This is a genomic window from Pseudomonas sp. SHLD1, from assembly GCF_028640935.1.
Taxonomy (GTDB): domain Bacteria; phylum Pseudomonadota; class Gammaproteobacteria; order Pseudomonadales; family Pseudomonadaceae; genus Chryseomonas; species Chryseomonas aestiva.
This window is the reverse complement of record NZ_JAQZAD010000032.1, coordinates 367,616-390,532: the sequence shown is the minus strand read 5'-3', so window position 1 is coordinate 390,532 and position 22,917 is coordinate 367,616. Positions and strand designations below refer to the sequence as shown.

Here is a 22,917-nt window from a genome sequence, read left to right as displayed (position 1 = left end):
CAGGCGGGAGTCCGTTGTCCCGCCTGAACGCTTCCGCTTCGCCCCGGTCCTAAGCGACACCGCCGCTTTCGGAACCGTCGCCATGTCGCCAGTCGCAGCCCAGGGCCTTCGCCAGCCGAGCCATGCCCGCCCCTTCGAGCACCAGCCCCGGAATCTCCCGACGCATGGGATAGCCCTTGCGCAACGCGTCGAACGCCTGAGCCCGCGCCTGGGCCGGCAAGGCGAGGGTCGCGCGTAGCGCCGCATCGTCGTCGCGCGGGTCATAGACCGCACGACAGACGCGCCTGAAGGCCGTCGCCTCGGGCGTATCCGCGCCAAACACCAGGCGCTCCAACTGCTGCGGCGGCAACAGATCGCCCAGACCCAGCCGCGGCGTTTCCCCGGTCCAGGCGCAGAACGCCTCGTAGATCTGCGCCGTGCCGCGCCACTTGCCTTCCAGGCTGTGCCCGGCGATATGGGGCGTCACCAGCTGACAGAGACGGGCCAATTCAGGATCGATACCGGGCTCGCCTTCCCAGACATCCAGTGCCACCGCCAGCTCGGCGCCACCCGCCAGATGGGCACGCAGCGCAGCGTTGTCGATCACCTCGCCCCGGCAGGCATTGAGCAGCCAGGTTCCCGGACGCAGGCTGGCGAGGCGAGCGCCATCGAACAGGTGCAGGGTGCGCCGCTCGCCATCACGGATCAGCGGGGTGTGCAGACAGAGCACGTCGCAGCGCTCGACCAGCTCGTCGAGGCGGTGGAAGTCGCCCTGCTCAATCGCCTGACGTGGGGGATCGCAGACCAGCACCGTCCAGCCCAGTCCGCGCAGCACCTCGGCCAGGCGGCCCCCGACCTGGCCGGCGCCGACGATGCCATAGGTGCGCCCGGCCAGATCGGCGCCAGCGCCATCGGCCAGCGCCAGCAGGGCGCCGAGCACCCAGTCCACCACGCCGCGGGCATTGCAGCCGGGCGCATTGCTCCAGCGGATGCCCGCCTGCTCCAGATAGCCGAGGTCCAGATGATCGGTACCTATGGTGCAGGTGCCGACGAAGCCGACCCGAGATCCGGCCAGCAGCGCCGCGTCGACGCGGGTGATGGAGCGCACCAGCAGCGCATCGGCGCGACTCACGGCAGCGCGGTCGAAGGCGCGACCGGGAAGGCGTTCGAGAGTGGCGTGGGTGCCGAAGAAGGCGTCCAGCAGCGGTATGTTTTCGTCGGCGAGAATGTGCATGCCTGGGCACTCGCAAGGGCGGGGACCGGCACTTTAGCAGGCCACCGGCAGCAGGCAACGGTCGCCGCGAGGGTTGCCACCCGGGCCATGAGGACTAGACTATCGGCCCCGAAGCTGACCGAACGATCAAGTGACCGCCTCCCTGCCCCGCATCAGACGTGAATTCGGCGCCCTGCTCTCCCTGGCCGCGCCCATCGTCATCGCCCAGCTCTCCCATTCGGCCATGGGCTTCGTCGACGCCGTCATGGCCGGTCGCGTTGGCCCGCTGGACCTCGCCGCCGTCGCCCTGGGCAATTCCGTGTGGATTCCAGTGTTCCTGCTGATGACCGGCATCCTGCTGGCGACCACGCCCAAGGTGGCCGAGCGCCATGGCGGCGGCCGCAGCCAGGAGATCGGCCCGCTGGTCCGCCAGGCGCTCTGGCTGGCCTTGGGCTGCGGCCTCATCGCCAGCCTGCTGCTGCTCAACGCCCGACCGCTGCTGGTGGCCATGCACGTCGACGCCCAGCTGATCGGGCCGACCCTGCTCTATCTCAAGGGCATCGCCATGGGCTTGCCCGCCACGGCCTTCTACTATGTGCTGCGCTGCTTCAGCGACGGTCTCGGGCGTACCCGGCCGGCGATGCTGGTGGGCCTCGCCGGACTGGCCCTGAACGTGCCGCTGAACTGGATCTTCATCCATGGGCACCTGGGCATGCCAGCCCTGGGCGGCGCCGGGTGCGGCTTCGCCTCGGGCACGGTGATGTGGGCGATGCTGCTGGCCATGCTGGCGATCATCCGCACCGAGCGCTATCGCGCCTGCGCCATCTTCGCCCGCTTCGAGCGACCGCACGGACCCACGCTGCGCGCCCTGCTGGCCATCGGCGTGCCCATCGGCATCGCGGTGTTCGCCGAATCCAGCATCTTTTCCGTGGTGGCCCTGCTGATCGGCGAGCTGGGTCCGACCGTGGTCGCCGGGCACCAGGTGGCGCTCAATTTCTCCGGCCTGGTGTTCATGGTGCCCCTGGCCCTGGGCATGGCGGTGACGGTGCGGGTCGGCCAGGCGCTGGGGCGCGGCGAACCGCGCGAGGCGCGCTTTTCCGCCGGGGTCGGCATGGCCGCCGGACTGCTCTGCGCCTGCGTTTCCTGCACCCTGATGCTGACCGCGCGCACGGCTATCGCCGGCCTCTATTCCCAGGACCAGGCGGTGATCCAGCTGGCGGCCTCGCTGCTGGTGTTCGCCGGCATCTTCCAGTTCTCCGATGCCATCCAGGTGACCGCCGCGGGCGCCCTGCGCGGTTATCAGGATACCCGCGCGACCATGGTCATCACCCTGCTGGCCTACTGGGGCGTGGGCCTGCCGGTGGGCTGGGCGCTGGGGCTGAGCGACTGGTTCGGGGCACCAAGGGGTCCGGCCGGCCTCTGGCAGGGTCTGGTACTGGGGCTGACCTGCGCGGCCATCCTGCTCTCGGTGCGGCTGGCCCGCAGTGCCCGGCGACGCATCCACAGCGCCAAGCCCTTGCTACACTGACCCCCTCTCGTCGGACGGCCCTGGGCCGTTCAGGACGGGCGTTTCCCCCTTTCGCGAGCGTGCGGCTTCGATGATCTTTCGCCTGCTACAGCTGTTTTGCCTCTGCTTCCTGTTCATCGGCCCGGTCCAGGCCGCCCTCCCCGGGCTGCCGGGCGCCCAGAAGGATCAGGTCGATCCGCAATTCGGCCAGTCCCTGGACCAGGTCATCAAGACCCTGGAAAGCGAGCAGCAGCGCAATCGTCTGTTGGCGGATCTCAAGAAGCTACAGGCGGCCCAGGCCAAGGCCGAACCCAGCGCCTCCCAGGGCGTGATCGGGCTGATCACCGACACCATGACGGTGGTCGAGCAGCAATTGCAGCGCGACAACCTGCGCGAGCGCTGGCAATTCCAGCTGGAGCAGGCGGGCGCGGAGCTGGCCATGTTGGCACCCGCGCCCGAACAGCGACTCAATCTGCTCTCGGGCTTCGTCATCACCCTGGCCTTCTGGGCCGGTTGCGCCCTGGGCCTGAAGAGCATCAGTCATCGGCTGCGCATCAGGTTCAGGCTCTCCGAGGAACTCCCGCTCAGGCCACGGACCCTGGACCTGGTGCGTTTCGCCCTGCGCAAGCTGGCACCCTGGCTGCTGGCGTTCGTCATCACCCTGCTGGTATCCCTGTGGATGCCGGACTCCCTGGGCAAGACCGTCGCCGTCACCCTGGCCTATGCCGCCGTCATTGGCCCGCTGTTCGCGGCAACGGTGGTGGTGATCTGCTCCCTGCCCAGCGGCGCTCACCGCAGCCGGGCGTTGCTGATCCTGCGTCGCCGCGCCTTTCGCCCGCTATGGATCATCGGCAGCCTGGCGGCCCTGGGTGGCGCCGCCAGCGATCCGCACCTGGCCGAGACCCTGGGGCCACACCTGGCCGCGGTCATCGCCATCGGCGCCAACATCTGCGCGGCGCTGCTCACCGCCCAGTTCGCCCTGAGATTCCGCCGACCCATCGCCCACCTGATCCGCAACCAGCCGCTGGCCAAGCGCCAGGCGCTGCACGGGCTGCAGGGCGTGCGCCATCTGATCGCCCGCCTCTGGCACCTGCCGCTGCTGATCCTGGTGGCGGTCTCGGTGGTGGCCACCTTTGTCTCCGCCGGCGATACCAGCGACGCCCTGCGCCGGGCGCTGCTGTTCGCCGTGACCATGGGCGCCGCCCTGGGGCTCAACGCCCTGGTGCGGGCGCGCCTGCTGCGCCGGCGACCGCACGGCCGGATCCAGGAGGCCTATGCCGAACGGCTGCGGGCCTTCTTCGTGCTGGTGCTGGGTATCGTCATCTGGCTGGTGGGGATCGAGCTGGCGCTGCGCGCCTGGAATCTTTCGCTGCTGAGATTCAGCCAGGGTGACGGCCATGCGGTCGCCAGCAAGTTCTTTGGCCTGGGTGGCACCCTGCTGCTGGCCTGGCTGGTGTGGATCCTGGCCGATACCGCGATCCACCGCGGCCTCAATCTGCATCGCGTCAGCCCGAACAATGCCCGCGCCCAGACCATGTTGCCGCTGATCCGCAACGTGCTGTTCCTGACCATCTTCGTCATCGCCCTGATCGTCGCCCTGGCCAACATGGGCGTGAACGTCACCCCGCTGCTGGCCGGTGCCGGCGTCATCGGCCTGGCGGTGGGCTTCGGCGCCCAGAGCCTGGTGGCCGACCTCATCACCGGGCTGTTCATCATCATCGAGGACTCCCTGGCCATCGGCGACTACGTCGACGTGGGCAACCACCTGGGCACCGTCGAGGGACTGACCATCCGTACCGTGCGGCTGAGGGATATCGATGGCATCGTCCACACCATCCCCTTCAGCGAGATCAAGAGCATCCAGAACTACTCGCGGCAATTCGGCTACGCCATCTTCCGCCTGCCGATTCCCCAGGCGCTGTCGGTGGACAAGGCCATCGAGATGGTCCAGGACGTCGGTCGCTCGTTGCGCCAGGATCCGCTGATGGGCCGGGACATCTGGTCGCCGCTGGAGCTGCAGGGGGTGGAAAGCTTCGATTCCGGCATGGCGATCCTGAGATTCCGCTTCAAGACCGCGCCGATCAAGCAGTGGGAGGTGTCGCGGGCCTTCAACCTCAGGCTCAAGCGCTACCTGGACGATGCCGGCATCGAGCTGGCCTCGCCACGCATGAACGTGCGCTATGAGGTGGGCGGCTCGCCGTTGGACCAGGCGACGCGAGGCGGCGAGGCGCCCAGCGAGGGCTGACCCGGCTTCGCTGGCACGACGGCCGGCCCTCGCGACCGGCGGGAATAGCCTCTAGGGTGGGGATGACCTGTTCCGACGAGGCTTTCCCATGCCCTTGCGTACCCTGCTCTGCTATGGCGACTCCAACACTCACGGCACCCGGCCCCTGACCCAGCCTGGCGTACTCGAACGCTTCGGTTGGGACGAACGCTGGCCTGGCGTCCTGGCCCGCGGGCTGGGCACAGATTGGCGGGTGATCGAGGAAGGCCTGCCTGCCCGCACCACGGTGCACGACGATCCCATCGACGGCCACCACAAGAACGGCCTGAGCTATCTCCGGCCCTGCCTGGAGAGCCAGCTGCCGGTGGACGTCCTGCTGCTGATGCTGGGCACCAACGACCTCAAGGCGCGGCTGTCGGTGACCCCGGCGGACATCGCCAGTGCCCTGCAGGTGCTGCTGGACGAGATCGGGCGTTGCAATGCCGGGCCGGGCGGCGCCACGCCCCAGCTCATCGTCATGGCGCCGGCGCCCATCGAGGAAGTGGGCTTTCTCGGCGAGATCTTCGCCGGCGGTGCGGCCAAGTCCCGCGCGTTGGCCGCACGTTATCGCCAGGTGGCCGAAGCCCAGGGCGCAACCTTCGTCGATGCCGGCGAGATCATCCAGGTGAGTCCGGTGGACGGGGTGCATTTCGAGGCGGACCAGCATCGGCGGCTGGGAGAACATCTGATGGAGGTGGTCAGGAGCCTGGGTGCCACCTGAACGCAAGGTGGACCACGGCATGGCCTTGGCCACGGAGTCGGCGGCCTACCGCGGAAAGCGCTGCGTGGTTTTCCATGCTACGGCGCGCTTGGCATCGGCCTGTTGGGCTTCGACGATGGAGCCGTCTCAACCCAACCTACGAAAGGCAATCCCGCGCGGTGCGGGCCTTGGCTACGCATCATAGGTTGGGTTGAGCGCAAGCGAAGCCCAACAGACCGATCTCAGCATCCAGCGTTGGGCTTCGACGAGGGAGCGGTCTCAATCCAACCTACGGCTGACTCCTTGTGTGGGAGCGGCCCACGGCCGCGATAAGAGGTCGAGCCTTAGCTGGAACTGACGAGATGAGCCCGCTTTATCGCGGCCATGGCGGTCCGCCGATGCGGCGCTCCTACAGGTACTCGACGGGCTGCGGAGCGGTACCTTTGCCTCACTCCACCTTCTTGCGAATCCAGTACAGATAGCGCCCTTCCCCCTCGCTCTTCTCCACCAGTTCATGGCCGAGGAAGACGCAGAACTTGGGGATGTCGCGCTGGGTGGAGGGGTCGGTGGCGATGACCTTGAGCAGGGCGCCGGGGGCGATGTCGCGCACCTTGTTGTGCAGCATCATCACCGGCTCCGGGCAGTTCAGCCCGCTGGCGTCGAGGGTGGCATCGGCTTCGAGGGTCATGGGGTCTCCAAGGGGTAAAGCGGTTACGGCGATCTGCATTCAGAGCGTGGTAGAGGCCTAGGGTTTCTTGTCCAGCCGCCGCAGGTGACAAGTCACTTCCTCGCGGTCGTGGTAGAGCTGCTTGCAGCCGATGACGACGCGCTGGCCGCGATCGGCGAAATGCGCGTGCAGGCGCTCGAGGATGCCGGCCACTTCGCGATAGCGCTGCTTCATCGGCAGCTTGAGATTGACCACCGCCTCGCGGCAATGACCCTCGCCGATCCAGCGCTCGATCAGCGCCGCGGTGCGCGCGGGCTTCTCGACGATGTCGCAGACCATCCAGTCCACCGGGCGCCTGGGGACGAAGGCGTAGCCGTCGACCTGCAGGTGCTCCACCAGGCCCGTGTCCATCAGCGCCTCGTTCATGGGGCCGTTGTCCACCGCCGTCACCAGCATCTCGCGGGCCACCAGCTGCCAGGTCCAGCCACCCGGGGCGGCGCCCAGATCGACGGCGCGCATCTCGGAGGACAGGCGGGTTTCCCAATCGGGACGCGGGATGAAGTGGTGCCAGGCCTCTTCCAGCTTGAGGGTCGAGCGACTGGGAGCCTCGCGGGGAAACCTCAGCCGCGGGATGCCCATGGGCCAGAGGGCGGCGTTGCCCGGCTCGACCACGCCGACGAAAACCTCGCGTCCGCTGAGAAAGGTCAGCTGCAGCCGCGGCGCCCGGGCATCGTCCACCAGGCGGCCGGCCTTGCGCAGCGCCAGGGTCAGGGGGCGCTCGAATTTCTTGCAGAACGTGGAGAGCGCCTTGCCATCGTTGGTGTCGGGCATCTCCAGGGCCAGACTGCCGCAGACAGGATAGTCAGCCAGCAGCTCCAGCAGCGGGCCGATGCGGTCCTGCTCGGGCAGGCCGAGAAAGGCGCCACGGGACCACTGGCGGGGAAAGATCAGCTCCGCGAAGGTGATGGTCTGCATCAACCGGGCGGCACCCTCGGCGTCGCCACAGACGAATTCGGCATAGGCCGCACCCGGCTTGCCCTTGGAATAACCGGCCACGCCGAGCAGCGCCGCCCGCTCGCCGAGCTCGGCGCAGACCTCGCCTTCGAATCCGGTACGGCACAGCAGCAACAGGGTATTCACGAAGGGGCTTCCTCAAGGGGTCACGCAGGGCGCGCACTATACCCCAGCGCGCCCGCTGGGGAACGCCAGCGGCGCCTATCGGTCCAGTACTACACCTAGAAAAATCAGTCCGCCCAGCGCTGGTACGGGTCTCCTTCACCTTTCGAGGCTCGAACGGCCAGCGGGCAACCGTCGAAGCGTCGATAAGGAGACCCCTGATGCCAGCCCTGGACAGCCTCAAAAGCCTCAAGACCCTGCAGGTCGGTGAGCGCACCTACCACTATTACAGTCTGCCCGACGCGGCGCAGACCCTGGGCAATCTCGACAAGCTGCCCAAATCCCTCAAGGTGCTGCTGGAGAACCTGCTGCGCTGGGAAGACAACCAGACCGTTACCGGCGAGGACCTCCAGGCCCTGGCCGACTGGACCAAGACCCGTTCCGCCAACCGCGAGATCCAGTACCGGCCGGCGCGGGTACTGATGCAGGACTTCACCGGCGTACCGGCAGTGGTCGACCTGGCCGCCATGCGCGAAGCCGTGGCCAAGGCCGGTGGCGATCCGCAGCGGATCAATCCGCTTTCTCCTGTCGACCTGGTGATCGACCACTCCGTGATGGTGGATCGCTACGCCAGCGAAAACGCCTACCACGAGAACGTCGAGATCGAGATGGAGCGTAATGGCGAGCGCTATGCCTTCCTGCGCTGGGGCCAGAACGCCTTCGACAACTTCCGCGTGGTCCCGCCGGGCACCGGCATCTGCCACCAGGTCAACCTGGAGTACCTGGGCCGCACCGTCTGGACCAAGGACGAGGACGGCCGCACCTATGCCTTCCCCGATACCCTGGTCGGCACCGACTCCCACACCACCATGATCAATGGCCTGGGCGTGCTGGGCTGGGGCGTGGGCGGCATCGAGGCCGAGGCGGCCATGCTCGGCCAGCCGGTGTCCATGCTGATCCCCGAGGTGGTGGGCTTCAAGCTCACCGGCAAGCTGTGCGAGGGCATCACCGCCACCGACCTGGTGCTGACCGTGACCCAGATGCTGCGCAAGAAGGGCGTGGTGGGCAAGTTCGTCGAATTCTTCGGCGATGGCCTGGCCACCCTGCCCCTCGCCGACCGCGCCACCATCGGCAACATGGCGCCGGAGTACGGCGCCACCTGCGGCTTCTTCCCGGTGGACCAGATCACCCTGGATTACCTGCGCCTGTCCGGTCGTCCCGAGGAGACCGTGCAGCTGGTGGAAGCCTACACCCAGGCCCAGGGCCTGTGGCGCAATCCCGGCGATGAGCCGGTGTTCACCGACGTGCTGGAGCTGGACATGGGCGAAGTCCAATCCAGTCTGGCCGGTCCCAAGCGACCCCAGGATCGCGTATTGCTAGGCGAGGTCGCCAAGACCTTTGGCGACTTCACTGCCCTGGCGCCGAAAAAAGCCGAGGCCCCCAAGGCGGGCAGTGGCGTGGAGGTCCAGCTCGACGGCCAGACCTTCCAGCTAGAGGACGGTGCCGTGGTGATCGCCGCCATCACCTCCTGCACCAACACCTCCAACCCCAGCGTGATGATGGCCGCCGGTCTGCTGGCGAAGAAGGCCGCCGAGAAAGGCCTGATGCGCAAGCCCTGGGTCAAGTCGTCCCTCGCCCCCGGCTCCAAGGTGGTGACCGACTACTACAACGCCGCCGGACTCACCCCCTATCTCAACGACCTCGGTTTCGATCTGGTCGGCTATGGCTGCACCACCTGCATCGGCAACTCCGGTCCGCTGCTCGATCCCATCGAACAGGCGATCCAGGACGCCGACCTCACCGTGGCCTCGGTGCTCTCCGGCAACCGCAACTTCGAAGGCCGGGTGCATCCGCTGGTCAAGACCAACTGGCTGGCCTCGCCGCCGCTGGTGGTGGCCTATGCGCTGGCCGGCAGCGTCAAGGTCGATCTGACCCAGGAGCCGCTGGGCATGGGTAACGACGGCCAGCCGGTCTATCTGAAAGACGTCTGGCCCACCCAGCAGGAAGTGGCGGACGCCGTGCAGAAGCTCGACACCGCCATGTTCCACAAGCAATACGGCGCCGTATTCGACGGCGACGAGAAGTGGCAGGCGATCCAGGTGCCGGACGCCGAGACCTATGTCTGGGATGCCGACTCCACCTACATCCAGAATCCGCCCTTCTTCGAGACCATTGCCGGCGATCCGCCGCGCATCGCCGACATCCACGATGCCCGCATCCTGGCGCTGCTGGGCGACTCGGTCACCACCGACCACATCTCCCCTGCCGGCAACATCAAGAAGGACAGCCCCGCCGGCCGCTACCTGGCCGAGCATGGCGTGGACTATGCCGACTTCAACTCCTACGGCTCGCGCCGCGGCAACCACGAAGTCATGATGAGAGGCACCTTCGCCAACATCCGCATCAGGAACGAGATGCTCGGTGGCGAGGAAGGCGGCAATACCTTCCACGTCCCCACGGGCGAAAAGCTGTCGATCTATGACGCGGCCATGAAGTACGAACTGGAAAACACCCCACTGGTGATCATCGCCGGCAAGGAATACGGCACTGGCTCCTCCCGTGACTGGGCGGCCAAGGGCACCAATCTGCTGGGCGTGAAGGCCGTGGTCGCCGAGAGCTTCGAGCGCATCCACAGGTCCAACCTGGTGGGCATGGGCGTGTTGCCGCTGCAGTTCAAGGACGGCGTGGACCGCAAGTCCCTGGGGCTGACCGGCAAGGAAAAGATCGCCGTGCTGGGCATCGACGGTGTCGAGTTGCGGCCGCGCATGCCGCTGACCCTGGAAGTCACCCGCGAGGATGGCAGCCTGGACAGCGTCGAGGTGCTCTGCCGCATCGACACGCTCAACGAGGTGAGCTACTTCAAGGCCGGCGGCATCCTGCACTACGTGCTGCGGGAGTTCCTGGCGAAGCCTGCGGCCTAACCTGGCGGCAACGGACGCCCGGCAGCCTGGCTGCCGGGCGTTCTGCTGTCAGGAGGTTGCCAACAGCTGACTCGCCTCCTGCCCGACCCCCTCGACCACCCCCTGCAGTGGTCCGAGAAAGCGCGGATGGATCAGCCACAGCTGGATTTCCGGCCTGAAGTCCTTCAGCGGGATCACCACCAGGCGTTCGCGGTGGGCACTCAAGGCCAGCAGCGGTGCCGGGACCAGGCCGAGGCCCTGGCCGTCCGCCACCAGGCCGAGCTGGAGTTCGGTGCCATAGGTTTCCAGATTGATGCGCAGCGCCTGGCCCTGCTCGGCCAGGGTGCGTTGCAGACTGGCGCGAAAGCCGCAGCCGTCGGGGTTGAGTACCCAGCCCTGACCCTGGATATCGGCCAGCCGCCGCGCCTTGGCCGGCGCCTGGTCTCGGGCGCCGACCACCTGCAGCGGCATGGCGCCGAGGGCCTGGGCCTCGACGTTGTCGGGAAACACCTTGTTGGCCGGAAACAGTACCAGGGCGCCGTCCAGCTCGCCATGCTCGATACGGCTGACCAGCACGCTGCCCCAGCCGGTCGCCACCTGGGTACGCAGTTCCGGGTAGCGGGTACGGATGGCCTTCACGGCCTCCAGCAACAGCGCATCGCCCAGGGTCTGGGGCACGCCCAGGCGTAGCAGCCCGGACGGCGGGGCATCGCCCGCCACCCGCTCGCGCAGGGCGTCCATCTCGCGCAGGATGGCGCGGCAGTGGCCGTAGACCTCCTGCCCCAGGCGTGTCGGCTTGAGTGGCTTGGTGTGGCGGTCGAGCAACTCGACACCCAGATCCTGTTCCAGGCTCTGCAGGCGGCGGGTGATGGCTGGCTGGGTAAGTCCCAGGGACAGCGCGGCGGCATTGAGGGAACCGCTGCGGAGCACCGCGACAAAGGCTTCGATATCGTCGGTCTTCATGAGGAGGCGTCTGACTTCCCGTTGCTGGACATGCGCCTCAAGCATAACGCAACACCTCCGCTGCTGCCGGTGCTCAGTGTTGCGCCGTCTGCGCGAGCGGTGCCAGGCTCGTTCCGAAGCCATCGTAGAACAGGCGACTGGCGTCATAGCCCTTGACCAGGCCTTCGCCGGCGAAGAAGTCGACGGTGCGCTGCGCCTGGGCAATGGCCGCGGGGGTGACCGGTCCGAGACTGGTGCGAGCACGGCCGAACCAAGCCTGGGCGATGGCCGCGTCAGCGCGGGTGCGCTCAGCCCAGGCGCTGGCGTAGCGCGCCGTGTGCTCGGGATCGGCATTGGCCCAGGTCCGGGCCTGCTGCAGCCGCCGGAGGAAATCGGCGATGGCCTGGTGCCTGGCGGCATCGTCCAGCGCACCCTGGCTGGCCACCACGAAACTCTGCGCGGGGATCAAGCCTTCGGCAGTGGTGAGCACCCGGGCGCCGTGGCGCTGGGCCTGGGTGACATAGGGTTCCCAGGTGGCGATGGCGTCCACCGAGCCACCCTCCAGCGCATGGGAGGCATCCAGGGCATTGAGGTAGCGAACGTTCACCTGCTCGCGCCGCACGCCCGCCCGGTCAAGGGCGGACAAGGCCAATTGCTGGCTCCAGGAGCCCTTCCAGATGGCCACCGTCTTGCCCTGCAGATCCGCCAGGTTGTGGATGCTGGAGTCGCCACGCACCAGGATGGCCACGCCCTCGAGGCTCTGACGACTGATGCCCACCACCCTGATCGGTGCGCCCAGGGCACCGAGGAACAGCGGCGGCGCATCGCCCAGCAGACCCAGGTCGAGGCTGCCGACATTGAGCGCCTCGGCCACCGGCGAACCGGCGGTGAATTGCTTCCAGTCCAGCTGGTACGGCAGGTCGTTGAGGACACCGGCGGCTTCCATCACGGTGCGGGTGTTGTAGCTCTGGTCGCCCACCACCAGCGTGGTGGCCAACGCCTGGGTAGCGGCCAGCAGGCCGAGGGTGAGGCCAACAAGGGTCTTGCGCAGCATGGGAAGTCTCTCGTCAGGTGTAGGCACGGATATCGGGGTACTGGCCATTGACCGCATAACGCCCGACCTCCAGCACCTTGTAGGCCAGGGGGTCGTGGAGGCTGTGGGTGCGTACATCGCGCCAGAAGCGGTCCAGGCCCAGGCGGTTGTGGGTGGCGCGGGCACCCAGGGCGTCGAATACCCGGGTGGTGACGTCCAGGGCGGTACGGGCAGCCAGCACCTTGGCGCTGGCCACGGCGATGGCCGTCTCGCCGCGCAATTCGGCGGTGAAGGCGGCATCCGCCTCGAGCAGGTCATCCACCCGCCGGGCCGCCACCTCGGCGAGGGCCACGGCGCCCTGCAGGGCGATCCAGAGTTCGCCCACCTGGCTCAGCACCAGTTGATCCTCGCTGGCGCTGGCGGCGAGGGAATGCACCCAGGGTCGCGCTTCCGCGTGCAGATATCGCCGCGCCTCGCGCAGCGCGCCCTGGGCGGCGCCCAGGTAGTACTGGGTGAAGGCCGACTGGTTGACCGGGGTACGGATCACCGCGGCGAAGTCACCGGCATCTTCCAGATCGCAGACCTGGACCTCCTCGGCGCTGGCCCAGACGTCGTCAAGGGTGAAGCTGCCGCTGTCGCTGCGCGCCACGCCGAAGTGGTCCCAGTCGTCGGCATAGGCGAGTCCCGGGCGATCCGCCGGCAGGGTGACCATCAACCGCACCCCGCTCTCCCGATCACGGGCGCTGATGGTGAGGCGATCGGCGAAGGCGGCGCCACTGCAGAAGCCCTTGCGCCCGGTCAGGCGATAGCCGCCACCGGCGCTCGGCGTGGCGAGGATGTCGTCATCCCGTGGATTGACCACCCCGGCCAGCCACAGCCGGCCCTCGGCGATTTCCGCCAGCAACCGATCGCGCCGCGGCTGGGGTTCGCGGCGCAGGTTCACGGTATTGAGCAGGTGATAGCCAAAGAGCAGGCCGACCGAGCCGTCGCCGGCGGCGATCTCGCGCAGCACGCGCATGGCCAGCGACCAGGGCTGGCCGGCACCCCCGAGCCGCACGGGTATGACCAGGTTGCTCAGGCCACTGTCCTTGAGTCGTTGCAGCTGGGCGTCGGGACGCAGGCGGTCGCGTTCATCGGCCACCACCCGGGCGGCGAATTCCGCGCTGATCTCGCGGGCCAGCGTCAGCCAGCCAGCAGCCTCTTCGATCGTGCTCATCTAGTCCTCCAGGGGGCCGAGGCCCAGGTGATCTCTCAGGGTCGTGCCCTGGTACTGGCGTCGGAACAGGCCGCGGCGCTGCAGGTGCGGCACTACGCTCTCGCTGAATTCGACGAAGGAACCCGGCAGGTAGCCGGGGGAAATCACGAAGCCATCGCAACCACCGGCTGCGAACCACTCGGCCAGCTGGTCGGCGATCTGGGCCGCGGTACCCACCAGCTGCGGCACGCGGACACTGGCGGCGTAGCTGCGACCCAATTCGGCCAGGGTGGTACGCGGCCCCAGCGCCAGCAGCTTCTCGGCAGCGGCCGGCGGCAGGTCGCCGACCTCGGCCACCTCGCCCAGGGCGGTGTCCAGGGTGAAGCGCGACAGGTCGATGTTGAGCTGGGAGCAGAGGGTGATCAGCCCCACCTCCGGTTGCGCCAGGGCGTTGTGTCTTTCCTGCTTGGCGCGCGCCTCGGCTTCGCTGCCGCCGATGAAGGGCATGACCGAGGTGAGGATCTTGCAGCCGTCGGGTGACCGCCCCTGCTCCAGCACCTGGCGGCGGACGTCGTCGCGGAAGGCGCGCATGGCGGCGAGATTCGGCTGGATGGTGAAGATGGCTTCCGCCCAGCGCGCGCCGAAGCGCCGGCCGCGGCCGCTGGAACCGGCCTGGATCAGCACCGGGCGCCCCTGGGGACTGCGCGGGATGTTGAGCGGGCCCTCCACGCGGAACCAGTCGCCCTGGTGATCGAGGGCGCGCACCTGCGCGGGATCGGCCAGCACCCCCGCCTCCCGATCCAGGCGCAGGGCCTCGGGTCCCCAGCTGCGCCAGAGCTTGACCGCTACCTCGACGAATTCGTCGGCGCGGTCGTAGCGCAGGTCGTGCTCCAGGTGGCGCTCCTTGCCGAACAGCCGGCCCTCGCTGTCGTTCATCGAGGTGACGATGTTCCAGGCGGCGCGCCCGCGGGACAGGTGATCGAGGGTGGCGAAGGCCCGGGCGACATGGGCGGGCTCGTAGTAGGTGGTGGAGCGGGTGCAACCCAGCCCGAGGTGGCGGGTGTGGGCCACCAGGTAGGACAGCAGCGGCAGTGGATCGAGTCGGGTGGCGTCCTGGGCGCCCAGGCGCAGGGCGGTCTCCCGCGAGCCGCCGAGCTGGTCGCCCACCGCCAGGCGGTCGGCGAAGAACAGGAAGTCGAACAGGCCCTCTTCCAGGGCCTTGGCGGCACGGACGTAGTAGTCCGGGTCGAGGAAATCACCCTGGGTCTCCGGATGGCGCCAGACGGCGTGGCTATGGACGACGGGACCGGCCAGCAGGAAGCCGGCGAGGTGCAGGTGGCGACTCATCGGCTGGCCTCCCGAGGCGCTTGCAGGTAGCGATTGAAACTCTGGTCATAGAGCGGCTTGACGTCATAGGGCTGCGGCAGCACCCCGGCCTTGACCAGGAAGTCGGCGGTCTTCTGGCCGTCGCTCAGGGTCTGGGCGCTGATCGGTTCGACCCAGGTGGCATCGCGCCGGAACCAGCGCTCGGCGATGGCCGGATCGGAGTTGTTGCGCCTGGCCCAGGCCTGGGCATAGACGTCGACGTGGTCGCGGGCCCAGCTGCGGGCGCGTTGCAGGCGGGCGACGAAATCGCCGATGGCGGCGCGGTGCTCGTCCAGGTGCTGGGTGTTGGCCACCACATAGACCGGCGCCGGCATCAGGTCCCTGGCGGTGACCAGCACCCGTCCGCCCTGGCGTTCCACCATGCTGACGTAGGGCTCCCAGGTGGCGGTGGCGTCCAGGGTGCCCTGGCTCAGGGCGACCATGGCCTCGGTGGGCATCAGGTAGCTGTAGCGCGGCGCATCGCTGGGCAGCCCGGCCTGTTCCAGCGCCGAATACACCAGCTGCTGGCTCCAGGAGCCCTTCCAGATGGCCACGCGCTTGCCGGCCAGGTCCGCCACGGTTTTGATGGGTGAATCCTTGCCCACGACGATGGCGGTGCCGTCCGGACGGTTGCGGGTCACCGCCACCACCTTGATCGGTCCCCCGCGGGCGGCCAGGGCGATCACCGGGGTGTCGCCGACGATGCCCAGGTCGATGGAGCCGACGTTGAGCGCCTCCACCACCGGCCCCCCGGCGTTGAATCTCTTCCACTGGATCTGGTACGGCAGGTCCTTGAGTTCACCCGCCTGCTCCAGCAGGGTACTGCTGTAGTAGAACTGGTCACCGATGGTGAGGGTGACCGCCTGGGCCAGGCCGGCGGAGGTGCCGGCCAGCAGGCCGGCGGCGAAAAGCAATCCCTTGATCACGAAGGCGTCTCCTCGAAGGTATCGGGAGCGCTCCGTGGGTACGGTCGCGCGGTGGGTGGGTCAGCAGGCTTCAGCCGGTGCGACGGGCGCCGGCCAGGCGCGCGGCGACCTTCTCACGCGTCAGGGGGATCAGCTCACGGCCATATTCCACGGCGTCGTTGAGCGGATCGAAACCGCGGATCAGGAAGCTGTCGACGCCCAGGTCGTAGTAGTCCAGCAAGGCATCGGCCACCTGCTCGGCGGTGCCCACCAGCGCGGTGGAGTTGTGCCCGCCGCCGACCAGGGCGGCGATGCCGGTCCAGAGCCGGCGATCCACGCGGTCGCCCAGGGCCACGGTATCGCGCAGGCGCTGGGCCCCGACCGCTTCCGGCTTGGCCGGATGCACGGCGCCTTCAGCGGCCAGGCGCGCCTTGGCCTGTTGGCGGATGGCCTCGGCCTTGACCCAGGCGGCGTCCTCGGTGTCGCCGAGGATCACCCGGAAGGAGACGTTGAACCTGGGGGTGCGGCCATGGCGCGCCGCCTCGGCGCGGACCGCGGCGATAGTCTCGCGGGTCTGGGCCAGGGACTCGCCCCAGAGCGCGAAGACATCGGCGTGCTTGCCGGCCACCCGCAATGCGGCCGGTGAGGAGCCGCCGAAATAGACCGGCAGGCTCGGCTGCTGCAGCGGCTTGATGGCGGAGAAGCCATTCGCCACCCGGTAGTGCTCGCCCTCGTGGTCGAAGGGCTGGGTGCTGGTCCACTCCTGGCGCACCACGTCGAGGAATTCCTCGGTACGGGCATAGCGCTGGTCGTGGTCGAGCCAGTCGCCGTCCTTGCGCTGCTCGCCGTCGCTGCCGCCGCTGATGATGTGCACCGCCAGGCGGCCGTCGAGCAGATGGTCGAGGGTCGCCAGCTTGCGCGCCGCCAGGGTCGGGGCGACGAAGCCGGGACGGTGGGCCAGCAGGAACTTGAGCGTCTGCGTCGCCTGCCCGGCCAGGGCAGTGACCAGGAAGCCATCGGGTTGATCGGACCAATAGCCCACCAGGATGCGATCGAAGCCGGCCTGCTCGTGGGCCTGGGCGAAGCGGGTGACATAACCCTTGTCGAAGATGGGACCGGAGGGGGCGATGATCTCCGAGGTGAGGCGATGGCCGATCATGCCGAGGAATTGAACGCTCATGGTGGTGAATCCCGTGCCGAAGTAGAGAGGGGACGCCTTCCGGGAAGACGTTGGCTGGGGTTCACCTTAGGCAGCCAGGGCATAAGAAGGAAATTCCTTATACGCATATCCTAATTCGAGTTTTATTTAATGTATGCATTTATCGCGGACGAATCAGCGCTCCTTATCGTGACCGCGGTAGTGCGGTAGCGTGGAAAACGGCGCAGCCTTTTCCGCTGGAGGCGTTCGCTGCAAAGGGCGCCCTCAGCCCAGCCCTCTCCCCGGGGGAGAGGGGGCCGTCCGCGCGAAGGTCTGGATCCTCGGTTACCCGGCCAAAGTCCGTGCCTTGTCGGGCTTCGACGGTGGAGCCGGCGCAACCCAACCTACAGGGATGTTCCGTAGGCTGGGTTGAGCGTGGCGAAGTCCAACCCGCCGGGGAAGACCCTACCGCTGCATGCCCCACTTCTTCACCGTCAGCCGTTCCAGGGTGGCGAACACCAGGCCTTCCACCAGCAGGCCGATGATGATCACCGCGGCAAGGCCAGCGAAGACGCGGTCGGTGTAGAGCTCGTTGCGATTCTGGAAGATGTACCAGCCCAGGCCGCCCTTGCCGCTGGAAGCACCGAACACCAGCTCGGCGGCGATCAGGGTGCGCCAGGCGAAGGCCCAGCCAATCTTCAGGCCCGAGACGATGGCCGGCAGCGCCGCCGGGATGAGGATCAGCCCGACGTACCTCAGCCCCTTGAGGCCGTAGTTGCGCCCCGCCATGCGCAGGGTGTCGGAAACGCCGAGAAAGCCCGAGTAGGTGTTGAGCGCCATGGGCCAGAGCACCGAATGCACCAGCACGAACACCAGGCTGTTCTCGCCCAGGCCGAACCAGAGCAGCGCCAGGGGCAACAGGGCGATGGCCGGCAGCGGGTTGAACATCGAGGTCAGGGTGCCGAGCAGGTCGCGACCGAACTGGGTGGAAACGGCCAGGGCGCTCAACGCCAGGGCCAGGACCACGCCCAGCAGATAGCCCTTGAGCAGGGTGCCGAGGGAAATGGCGACCTTGGCCAGCAACTCGCCGGTCACCAGGCCATCCCAGAAGGCCGCGGCGGTCTGCAGGAAGCTGGGCAGCAGCAGGTCGTTGCCCTGCCAGCGGGCGGCCACTTCCCAGGCCAGCATCAGGATCGCCAGGATCACCAGCTTGCGCAGCCAGGCCTGGCTCCACAGGCGCGTCGCCAGGGGCAGCTCGACCGCCAGCGGCAAGTCGTCGAGGGGCGCAAGGTCCCGTTGGTATTCGGCCCGCACCGGGGGCTGTCGAGTCATGGGTCTACCTCGAAACTAGTAGGAAATGCGGCCCTGGACGATGGCCTGCTGCAGGCGCAGGCGCTCGTCGGCGACCTCGGGTGGGAGCGTCTGAACGTCGTCGGGGAACAGCAGGTTGTGGATGCGCAGCGCGGTACTCTGGAATTCGGCGCCGCCGAAGTCCTCAAGGCCGAACTGGTGGCAGTTGAGTTCCGCACGGACCCGGCCCGGATGGGGCGACAGCAGCAGGATGCGGTTGCCCACCACCAGCGCCTCTTCGATAGAATGGGTGACGAACAGCAGGGTGAAGCGCACCTCGTCCCAGAGCGCCAGGAGTTCTTCCTGCATCTTGCGGCGGGTCAGGGCGTCGAGGGCGGCGAAGGGTTCGTCCATCAGCAGGATCTTGGGCTGCATGGCCAGGGCCCGGGCGATGGCCACCCGCTGCTTCATGCCGCCGGAAAGATGATGCGGATAGGCATCGACGAAGCGCGTCAGGCCGACCTTGTCCAGGTAGTGCAGCGCCCGCTCGCGCGCCTCGCCACGACTGGCCTGGCGACTGGCGAGCAGCGGGAACATGGTGTTCTCCAGCACCGTCTTCCACGGCGGCAGCTGGTCGAATTCCTGGAACACCACGATGCGATCCGGTCCCGGCCCCTTGATCGGCTGGCCATCCAGGCGAATTTCGCCGTGCAGCGGCGGCAGAAAACCCGCCACCGACTTGAGCAGACTCGACTTGCCGCAGCCGGACGGCCCGAGCAGCACGAAACGGTCGGCGCCATGCACCTCGAAGGATACCTGGTGGGTGGCCCGCACCCGGCGCTCGCGGGTGCGGTATTCGAGGTCGAGATCCTGCACCTGCAGCAGCGGCTGGGTCTGCGCCAGGGTCAGGTGCGGACGCGAAGCGAGAGGAGCGTTCATGGTCGTCTCCTCCCTCAGAAAGGCGCATCGCCCTGGATGGTCGTGCGATACAGCTTGCGCCGCAGGTGATTGGGGCAGCCGGCCGCCAGGTGCAGCAGCGAGCGGTTGTCCCAGAACACCAGGTCGTGGGTTTGCCACTGGTGGCGATAGAGGTGCTCGGGCTTGACGCTGTGGGCATGCAGCTCGGCCAGCAGTTCGCGACTCTCGTCTTCCGGCAGGCCGACGATATGGGTGGTGAAGCCCTCGCTGACGAACAGCGCCTTGCGGCCGTTTTCCGGATGGGTGCGCACCACCGGATGCACCACCGCCTTGACCTCGGCCAGTTGCGCGGCGGTCAGGGTCGGCCGCCAGTTGCCTTCGAACTTGGGCTTGGCATAGGTGGCGGTATAGGAATGCTCGGCCTGGAGCCCCTCGACCTGGCGCTTGAGCGCCGCTGGCAGGGTGTCGTAGGCCAGGTGCATGTTGGCGAAGAGGGTATCGCCGCCCTCCTCCGGCAACTCCTGGGCGTGCAGCATGGAACCCAGGCTCGGCAATTCCTTGTAGGAGAGGTCCGAGTGCCAGAACTTGCCGGCATCGCCGAGGCCGATCGGCTGGCCGTCTTCGACGATGTTGGAGACGATGAGGATCTCCGGGTGGCCGGCCAGGTGGAATTGCTTGAGCACATGGATCTGCAACTCGCCGAAGCGGCGGCTGAAGGCGATCTGCTCTTCAGGCGTGATGCGCTGGTCGCGGAACACCACCACATGATGGTCCAGGTGGGCGCGATGAACGCGGGCGAAGTCTTCGGCATTGAGCGGCCGGGCCAGATCGATGCCGAGGATCTCGGCCCCCAGGTTGCCGAAGGGACGGATCTCGAAGGTCTGGCCGGCGGCCGGCCGTGGGGAGGCGAGAGTCATTGGAGGGTTCTCCTTGGTGGTCCGGCTCAGCTGCCGGGACGCTCGTGGGCTTCGGGGAAGAAATAGTCCTGCCAGGCGGCAGCCTGGTGTTTCAGCACGCCCAGTTCGTGCAGCTTCTGGGCGTAGACGAAGGTCCGCTGGGGCTCGACGGTGAAGTCGATCTCCGGGTCCTCGACGATGCGCTGCACCAGGGCCAGCGGCAGCCTGGAGTGCTCGACGCGGACATAGGCTTCCGCGGCCGCGGCCTTGTTGGCGCGGATGAAGGCGGCGGCTTCCACCAGGGCGTCATAGAAGGCGCGGTAGGTCCTGGGATTCTCGTCGTGGAATTTCTCGGTGGTGTAGAGCACGTTGAAGGTGCCCGGTCCGCCGAGGACGTCGTAGCTGCTGAGGATGCGATGGACCCGGGGATTCTCCAGCGCCTGGTACTGGAACGGCGGGCTGGAGAAATGGGTGGTGATCTCCGAACCGCCCGCCATCAGGGCGGCGCTGGCATCGGGGTGCGGCAGGCTTACGCTGATGGCGTCGAATTTCTTGAACTGGGCATCGCCGAAGACCTTGGCCGTCTCGATCTGCAGGGTGCGTGACTGGAAACCCACGCCCGCCGCCGGCACGGCGATGCGGTCCTGATCGGTCAGGTCCTTGATCGACCTGACCTCGGCGCGATTGCTCAACAGGTAGTTGGGCATGGCGCCCAGGGCGGCGATGGCCTTGACGTTCTGCCGTCCGCGGGTGCGATCCCAGACGGTCAGCATCGGCGGTACCCCGGCGGACACCACGTCCAGCGAGCCGGCCAGCAGCGCCTCGTTCATGGCGGTGGCGCCGGAGATGCTGTTCCAGTCCACCTGGATGTCCAGGCCAGCGGCCTGGCCGTGCTTCTCGATCAGTTGCCTATCGCGTACCACGTCAAGGATCAGATAACCGATACCGAATTGCTGGGCGATGCTGATCTTGCCTTCGGCGGCAGCGCTGCCCGCAAAGCCCAGGGCGCTCGCCACGGCGGCGATAACCGCCAACCCCTTCCCTACCCTGCTCATCATCCCGCTCCGTGCCGACTGGCCATCCGAAAGCGTTATAGGCTAATGAGCTGTTATAACTTTTGGTAAAGACGGAATTCGACTAACGATATGCAGTGACGGCGCAGGCGCCGGCGGTGCCGTCACGGCAGAGCAAAGGTGGACCAGCCTGGGCTGGCCAGCGGACCTCAGGCGGTGACCGCGCGCCGCGCCAGTAGCTGACCTACCGCCAGCACGAAGACCGCGCCGATCGCCCCGGCCACATAGGGCACCCAGTGCACATCGGAAAAGCCCAGCCAGCCCTGCAGCAGTTCGTCGCTGGCGATCAGCTTGCCGGCGATCCAGCCCAGCAGGGCCGCACCGGCCACCACCAGCCAGCGAAACTTTTCCATGAGCTTCAGGATGAGCTGGCTGCCAAAGATGATGATGGGGATGCTGATGAGCACCCCGGTGATGGCCAGGCCCAGGTGCCCCTGGGCAGCGCCCGCCACGGCGATGACGTTGTCCAGGCTCATCACCACGTCGGCCACGATGATGATCCAGATGGCCTGGCCAAGGGTGGTACCGGCCTTGACGTTGGCCTCGTCCTCTTCGGGCGTCAGCAACTTGATGCCGATCCACAGCAGCAGCACGCCACCGACCACCTTGAGCAGCGGCCAGCCCAGCACATAGCTGGCGACGAACAGCAGCAGGATGCGCAGGATCACCGCGCCGGCGACACCGCCGAGGATAGCCTTGCGGCGCTGGGCCTCGGGCAACCGCCGACAGGCCAGCGCGATCACCACGGCGTTGTCGCCGCCGAGCAGGATATCGATGATGACGATCTGCAGGAGACCGGTGAGAAAGGCAGGATCGGACAGGGTGGCGAGCAAGATCGACCTCGACGCTAAGGGTGCTGGGACAGGCGTTTGGCAGCAGGGGGCGTTGATGATTTCATCCGGCCCCTGCCATGGCGCCAAGAATAGCGCCCCAAGCTGTCATCCAGCCGACGAAACGGCGCCGCGGATCGATTCCGCCTGGCGCCGGGGCCTCGTTTCAGCCGTTTGTCGAGGGGGCACCGATCCGCACGTCGCCCTGACCGCTGGCGGCCAGCTCGCGGGCAACCAGGCCGCTGCGCAGTTGCTCGTCGAGAAAGCCCTGCACGAAGGCTGCCGCGGCCGCGCGCCCCTTGGGCACGGCCATGGCCTGGCGGATCTCGGTGAAGCTGTCGGCCAGCACCCGGTAGCCCGGATGAGCGGCGGCATAGGCTTCCAGGGGTTGACGCACCCCGGCGGCGGCGTCCAGGCGCTGATCGACGAACCAGTCGATGGCCGCCGGCGAGGTCGGCGCGCGCACCAGCTCCGCCTGGGTCAGGGTGCGACTGAGATAGAGGTCATAGGCCGCGCCCTGCCCCACGGCGATACGGCGCCCGGCCCGGTCCAGCTCGGCCACGCCCTGAGCCGGATCGTCCGCGCGCAGCAGATAGGTGCCCTCGATGATGACATAGGGTTCGCTGAAGGCGATCTGCGCCGCCCGCACCGGTTCGATGGCGAGAAAGGCCAGGTCCCAGGCGCCGTCCTGCAGCGCGGCAAAGACCTTGCCGGCGGCGTCGTGGGTCGTGAAATGCACCGGCACATCCAGGCGCTCGGCCAGCGCCCGGGCCAGGGCCACCGAGACACCGGCCGGCTCGCCATCGGCGCCGCGTTGCGCCAGCACCGGGTTGCCGTAGTTGATCGCGGTCCGGAGAACGCCCTGGGGGGCCAGTTCGGCCAATACCGTTGCGGATGGGCTCATGGAAGCTCCTTGGAGGGGTCGACTGTCGGGGTGCGGTTGGGGCTCGCCGCTGCCGTCCGATACTGCCCGCTCCCGGGCGATTG

19 protein-coding genes are annotated in these 22,917 nt (G+C 67.7%); 4 read left to right on the top strand and 15 right to left on the bottom strand.

All coding sequences use genetic code 11. From position 1 onward, the window contains the following. Nucleotides 1–49 precede the first annotated feature (49 nt). Entirely contained in the window at nucleotides 50–1,213 is a 1,164-nt protein-coding gene (gene pdxB, locus PVZ77_RS22720; protein WP_273807027.1) for a 4-phosphoerythronate dehydrogenase PdxB, read from the bottom strand. Between the two features lie 130 nt (nucleotides 1,214–1,343). On the opposite strand from pdxB, the gene PVZ77_RS22715 reads away from it, so the two are divergent. The 3 genes from PVZ77_RS22715 to PVZ77_RS22705 all read left to right on the top strand — a co-directional run bounded on the left by PVZ77_RS22715 (nucleotide 1,344) and on the right by PVZ77_RS22705 (nucleotide 5,683). Then, complete coding sequence (locus PVZ77_RS22715) at nucleotides 1,344–2,720, top strand: MATE family efflux transporter (protein WP_273807026.1); 1,377 nt, start codon at nucleotides 1,344–1,346, stop codon at nucleotides 2,718–2,720. A 70-nt stretch (nucleotides 2,721–2,790) separates the two neighbouring features. Then, on the top strand, nucleotides 2,791–4,944 hold the full coding sequence (locus PVZ77_RS22710) for a mechanosensitive ion channel family protein (RefSeq protein ID WP_273807025.1): 2,154 nt from the start codon (nucleotides 2,791–2,793) through the stop codon (nucleotides 4,942–4,944). Between the two features lie 88 nt (nucleotides 4,945–5,032). Further along, nucleotides 5,033–5,683, top strand: a complete 651-nt coding sequence (locus PVZ77_RS22705) for an SGNH/GDSL hydrolase family protein (protein ID WP_273807024.1) — start codon at nucleotides 5,033–5,035, stop codon at nucleotides 5,681–5,683. 427 nt (nucleotides 5,684–6,110) lie between these two features. Here PVZ77_RS22705 and tusA read toward each other — a convergent pair whose 3' ends face one another. Both tusA and rlmM read right to left on the bottom strand, forming a co-directional pair. Next, entirely contained in the window at nucleotides 6,111–6,350 is a 240-nt protein-coding gene (gene tusA / locus PVZ77_RS22700) for a sulfurtransferase TusA (protein WP_027597771.1), read from the bottom strand. 57 nt (nucleotides 6,351–6,407) lie between these two features. Beyond that, entirely contained in the window at nucleotides 6,408–7,469 is a 1,062-nt protein-coding gene (rlmM, locus tag PVZ77_RS22695) for a 23S rRNA (cytidine(2498)-2'-O)-methyltransferase RlmM (protein ID WP_273807023.1), read from the bottom strand. 197 nt (nucleotides 7,470–7,666) lie between these two features. Here rlmM and acnA point away from each other — a divergent pair, with 197 nt between their 5' ends. After that, entirely contained in the window at nucleotides 7,667–10,366 is a 2,700-nt protein-coding gene (gene acnA / locus PVZ77_RS22690) for an aconitate hydratase AcnA (protein WP_273807022.1), read from the top strand. A gap of 48 nt (nucleotides 10,367–10,414) precedes the next feature. On the opposite strand, the gene PVZ77_RS22685 is transcribed toward acnA, so the two are convergent. The 12 genes from PVZ77_RS22685 to PVZ77_RS22630 all read right to left on the bottom strand — a co-directional run bounded on the left by PVZ77_RS22685 (nucleotide 10,415) and on the right by PVZ77_RS22630 (nucleotide 22,834). Continuing rightward, nucleotides 10,415–11,308, bottom strand: coding sequence for a LysR family transcriptional regulator (locus tag PVZ77_RS22685; protein ID WP_273807021.1), 894 nt, complete (start codon nucleotides 11,306–11,308; stop codon nucleotides 10,415–10,417). Between the two features lie 73 nt (nucleotides 11,309–11,381). After that, entirely contained in the window at nucleotides 11,382–12,341 is a 960-nt protein-coding gene (locus PVZ77_RS22680) for an ABC transporter substrate-binding protein (RefSeq protein WP_273807020.1), read from the bottom strand. Between the two features lie 13 nt (nucleotides 12,342–12,354). After that, nucleotides 12,355–13,536, bottom strand: a complete 1,182-nt coding sequence (locus PVZ77_RS22675; RefSeq protein ID WP_273807019.1) for an acyl-CoA dehydrogenase family protein — start codon at nucleotides 13,534–13,536, stop codon at nucleotides 12,355–12,357. Then, nucleotides 13,537–14,862, bottom strand: a complete 1,326-nt coding sequence (locus PVZ77_RS22670) for an LLM class flavin-dependent oxidoreductase (RefSeq protein ID WP_273807018.1) — start codon at nucleotides 14,860–14,862, stop codon at nucleotides 13,537–13,539. It abuts the gene before it with no gap. Next, nucleotides 14,859–15,806, bottom strand: coding sequence for an ABC transporter substrate-binding protein (locus PVZ77_RS22665; protein ID WP_273807017.1), 948 nt, complete (start codon nucleotides 15,804–15,806; stop codon nucleotides 14,859–14,861). The genes PVZ77_RS22670 and PVZ77_RS22665 overlap by 4 nt, the downstream gene beginning before the upstream one ends. A 70-nt stretch (nucleotides 15,807–15,876) precedes the next feature. Then, nucleotides 15,877–16,965, bottom strand: coding sequence for an LLM class flavin-dependent oxidoreductase (locus PVZ77_RS22660; RefSeq protein ID WP_273807016.1), 1,089 nt, complete (start codon nucleotides 16,963–16,965; stop codon nucleotides 15,877–15,879). Between the two features lie 423 nt (nucleotides 16,966–17,388). Beyond that, nucleotides 17,389–18,255 (bottom strand): ABC transporter permease, encoded by an 867-nt coding sequence (locus PVZ77_RS22655; protein ID WP_273807015.1) that lies wholly within the window; start codon nucleotides 18,253–18,255, stop codon nucleotides 17,389–17,391. 15 nt (nucleotides 18,256–18,270) lie between these two features. Further along, nucleotides 18,271–19,152 carry an ABC transporter ATP-binding protein gene (locus PVZ77_RS22650; protein WP_273807014.1) on the bottom strand — a complete coding sequence of 294 codons (882 nt, stop codon included), beginning with the start codon at nucleotides 19,150–19,152 and terminating at the stop codon, nucleotides 18,271–18,273. A gap of 14 nt (nucleotides 19,153–19,166) precedes the next feature. After that, entirely contained in the window at nucleotides 19,167–20,048 is an 882-nt protein-coding gene (locus tag PVZ77_RS22645) for a TauD/TfdA dioxygenase family protein (protein WP_273807013.1), read from the bottom strand. A 26-nt stretch (nucleotides 20,049–20,074) separates the two neighbouring features. Beyond that, nucleotides 20,075–21,082 (bottom strand): ABC transporter substrate-binding protein, encoded by a 1,008-nt coding sequence (locus PVZ77_RS22640; protein ID WP_273807012.1) that lies wholly within the window; start codon nucleotides 21,080–21,082, stop codon nucleotides 20,075–20,077. Between the two features lie 167 nt (nucleotides 21,083–21,249). Continuing rightward, nucleotides 21,250–21,933, bottom strand: coding sequence for a TerC family protein (locus PVZ77_RS22635; RefSeq protein WP_273807011.1), 684 nt, complete (start codon nucleotides 21,931–21,933; stop codon nucleotides 21,250–21,252). 163 nt (nucleotides 21,934–22,096) lie between these two features. Beyond that, complete coding sequence (locus PVZ77_RS22630; protein ID WP_273807009.1) at nucleotides 22,097–22,834, bottom strand: ABC transporter substrate-binding protein; 738 nt, start codon at nucleotides 22,832–22,834, stop codon at nucleotides 22,097–22,099. Nucleotides 22,835–22,917 lie beyond the last annotated feature (83 nt).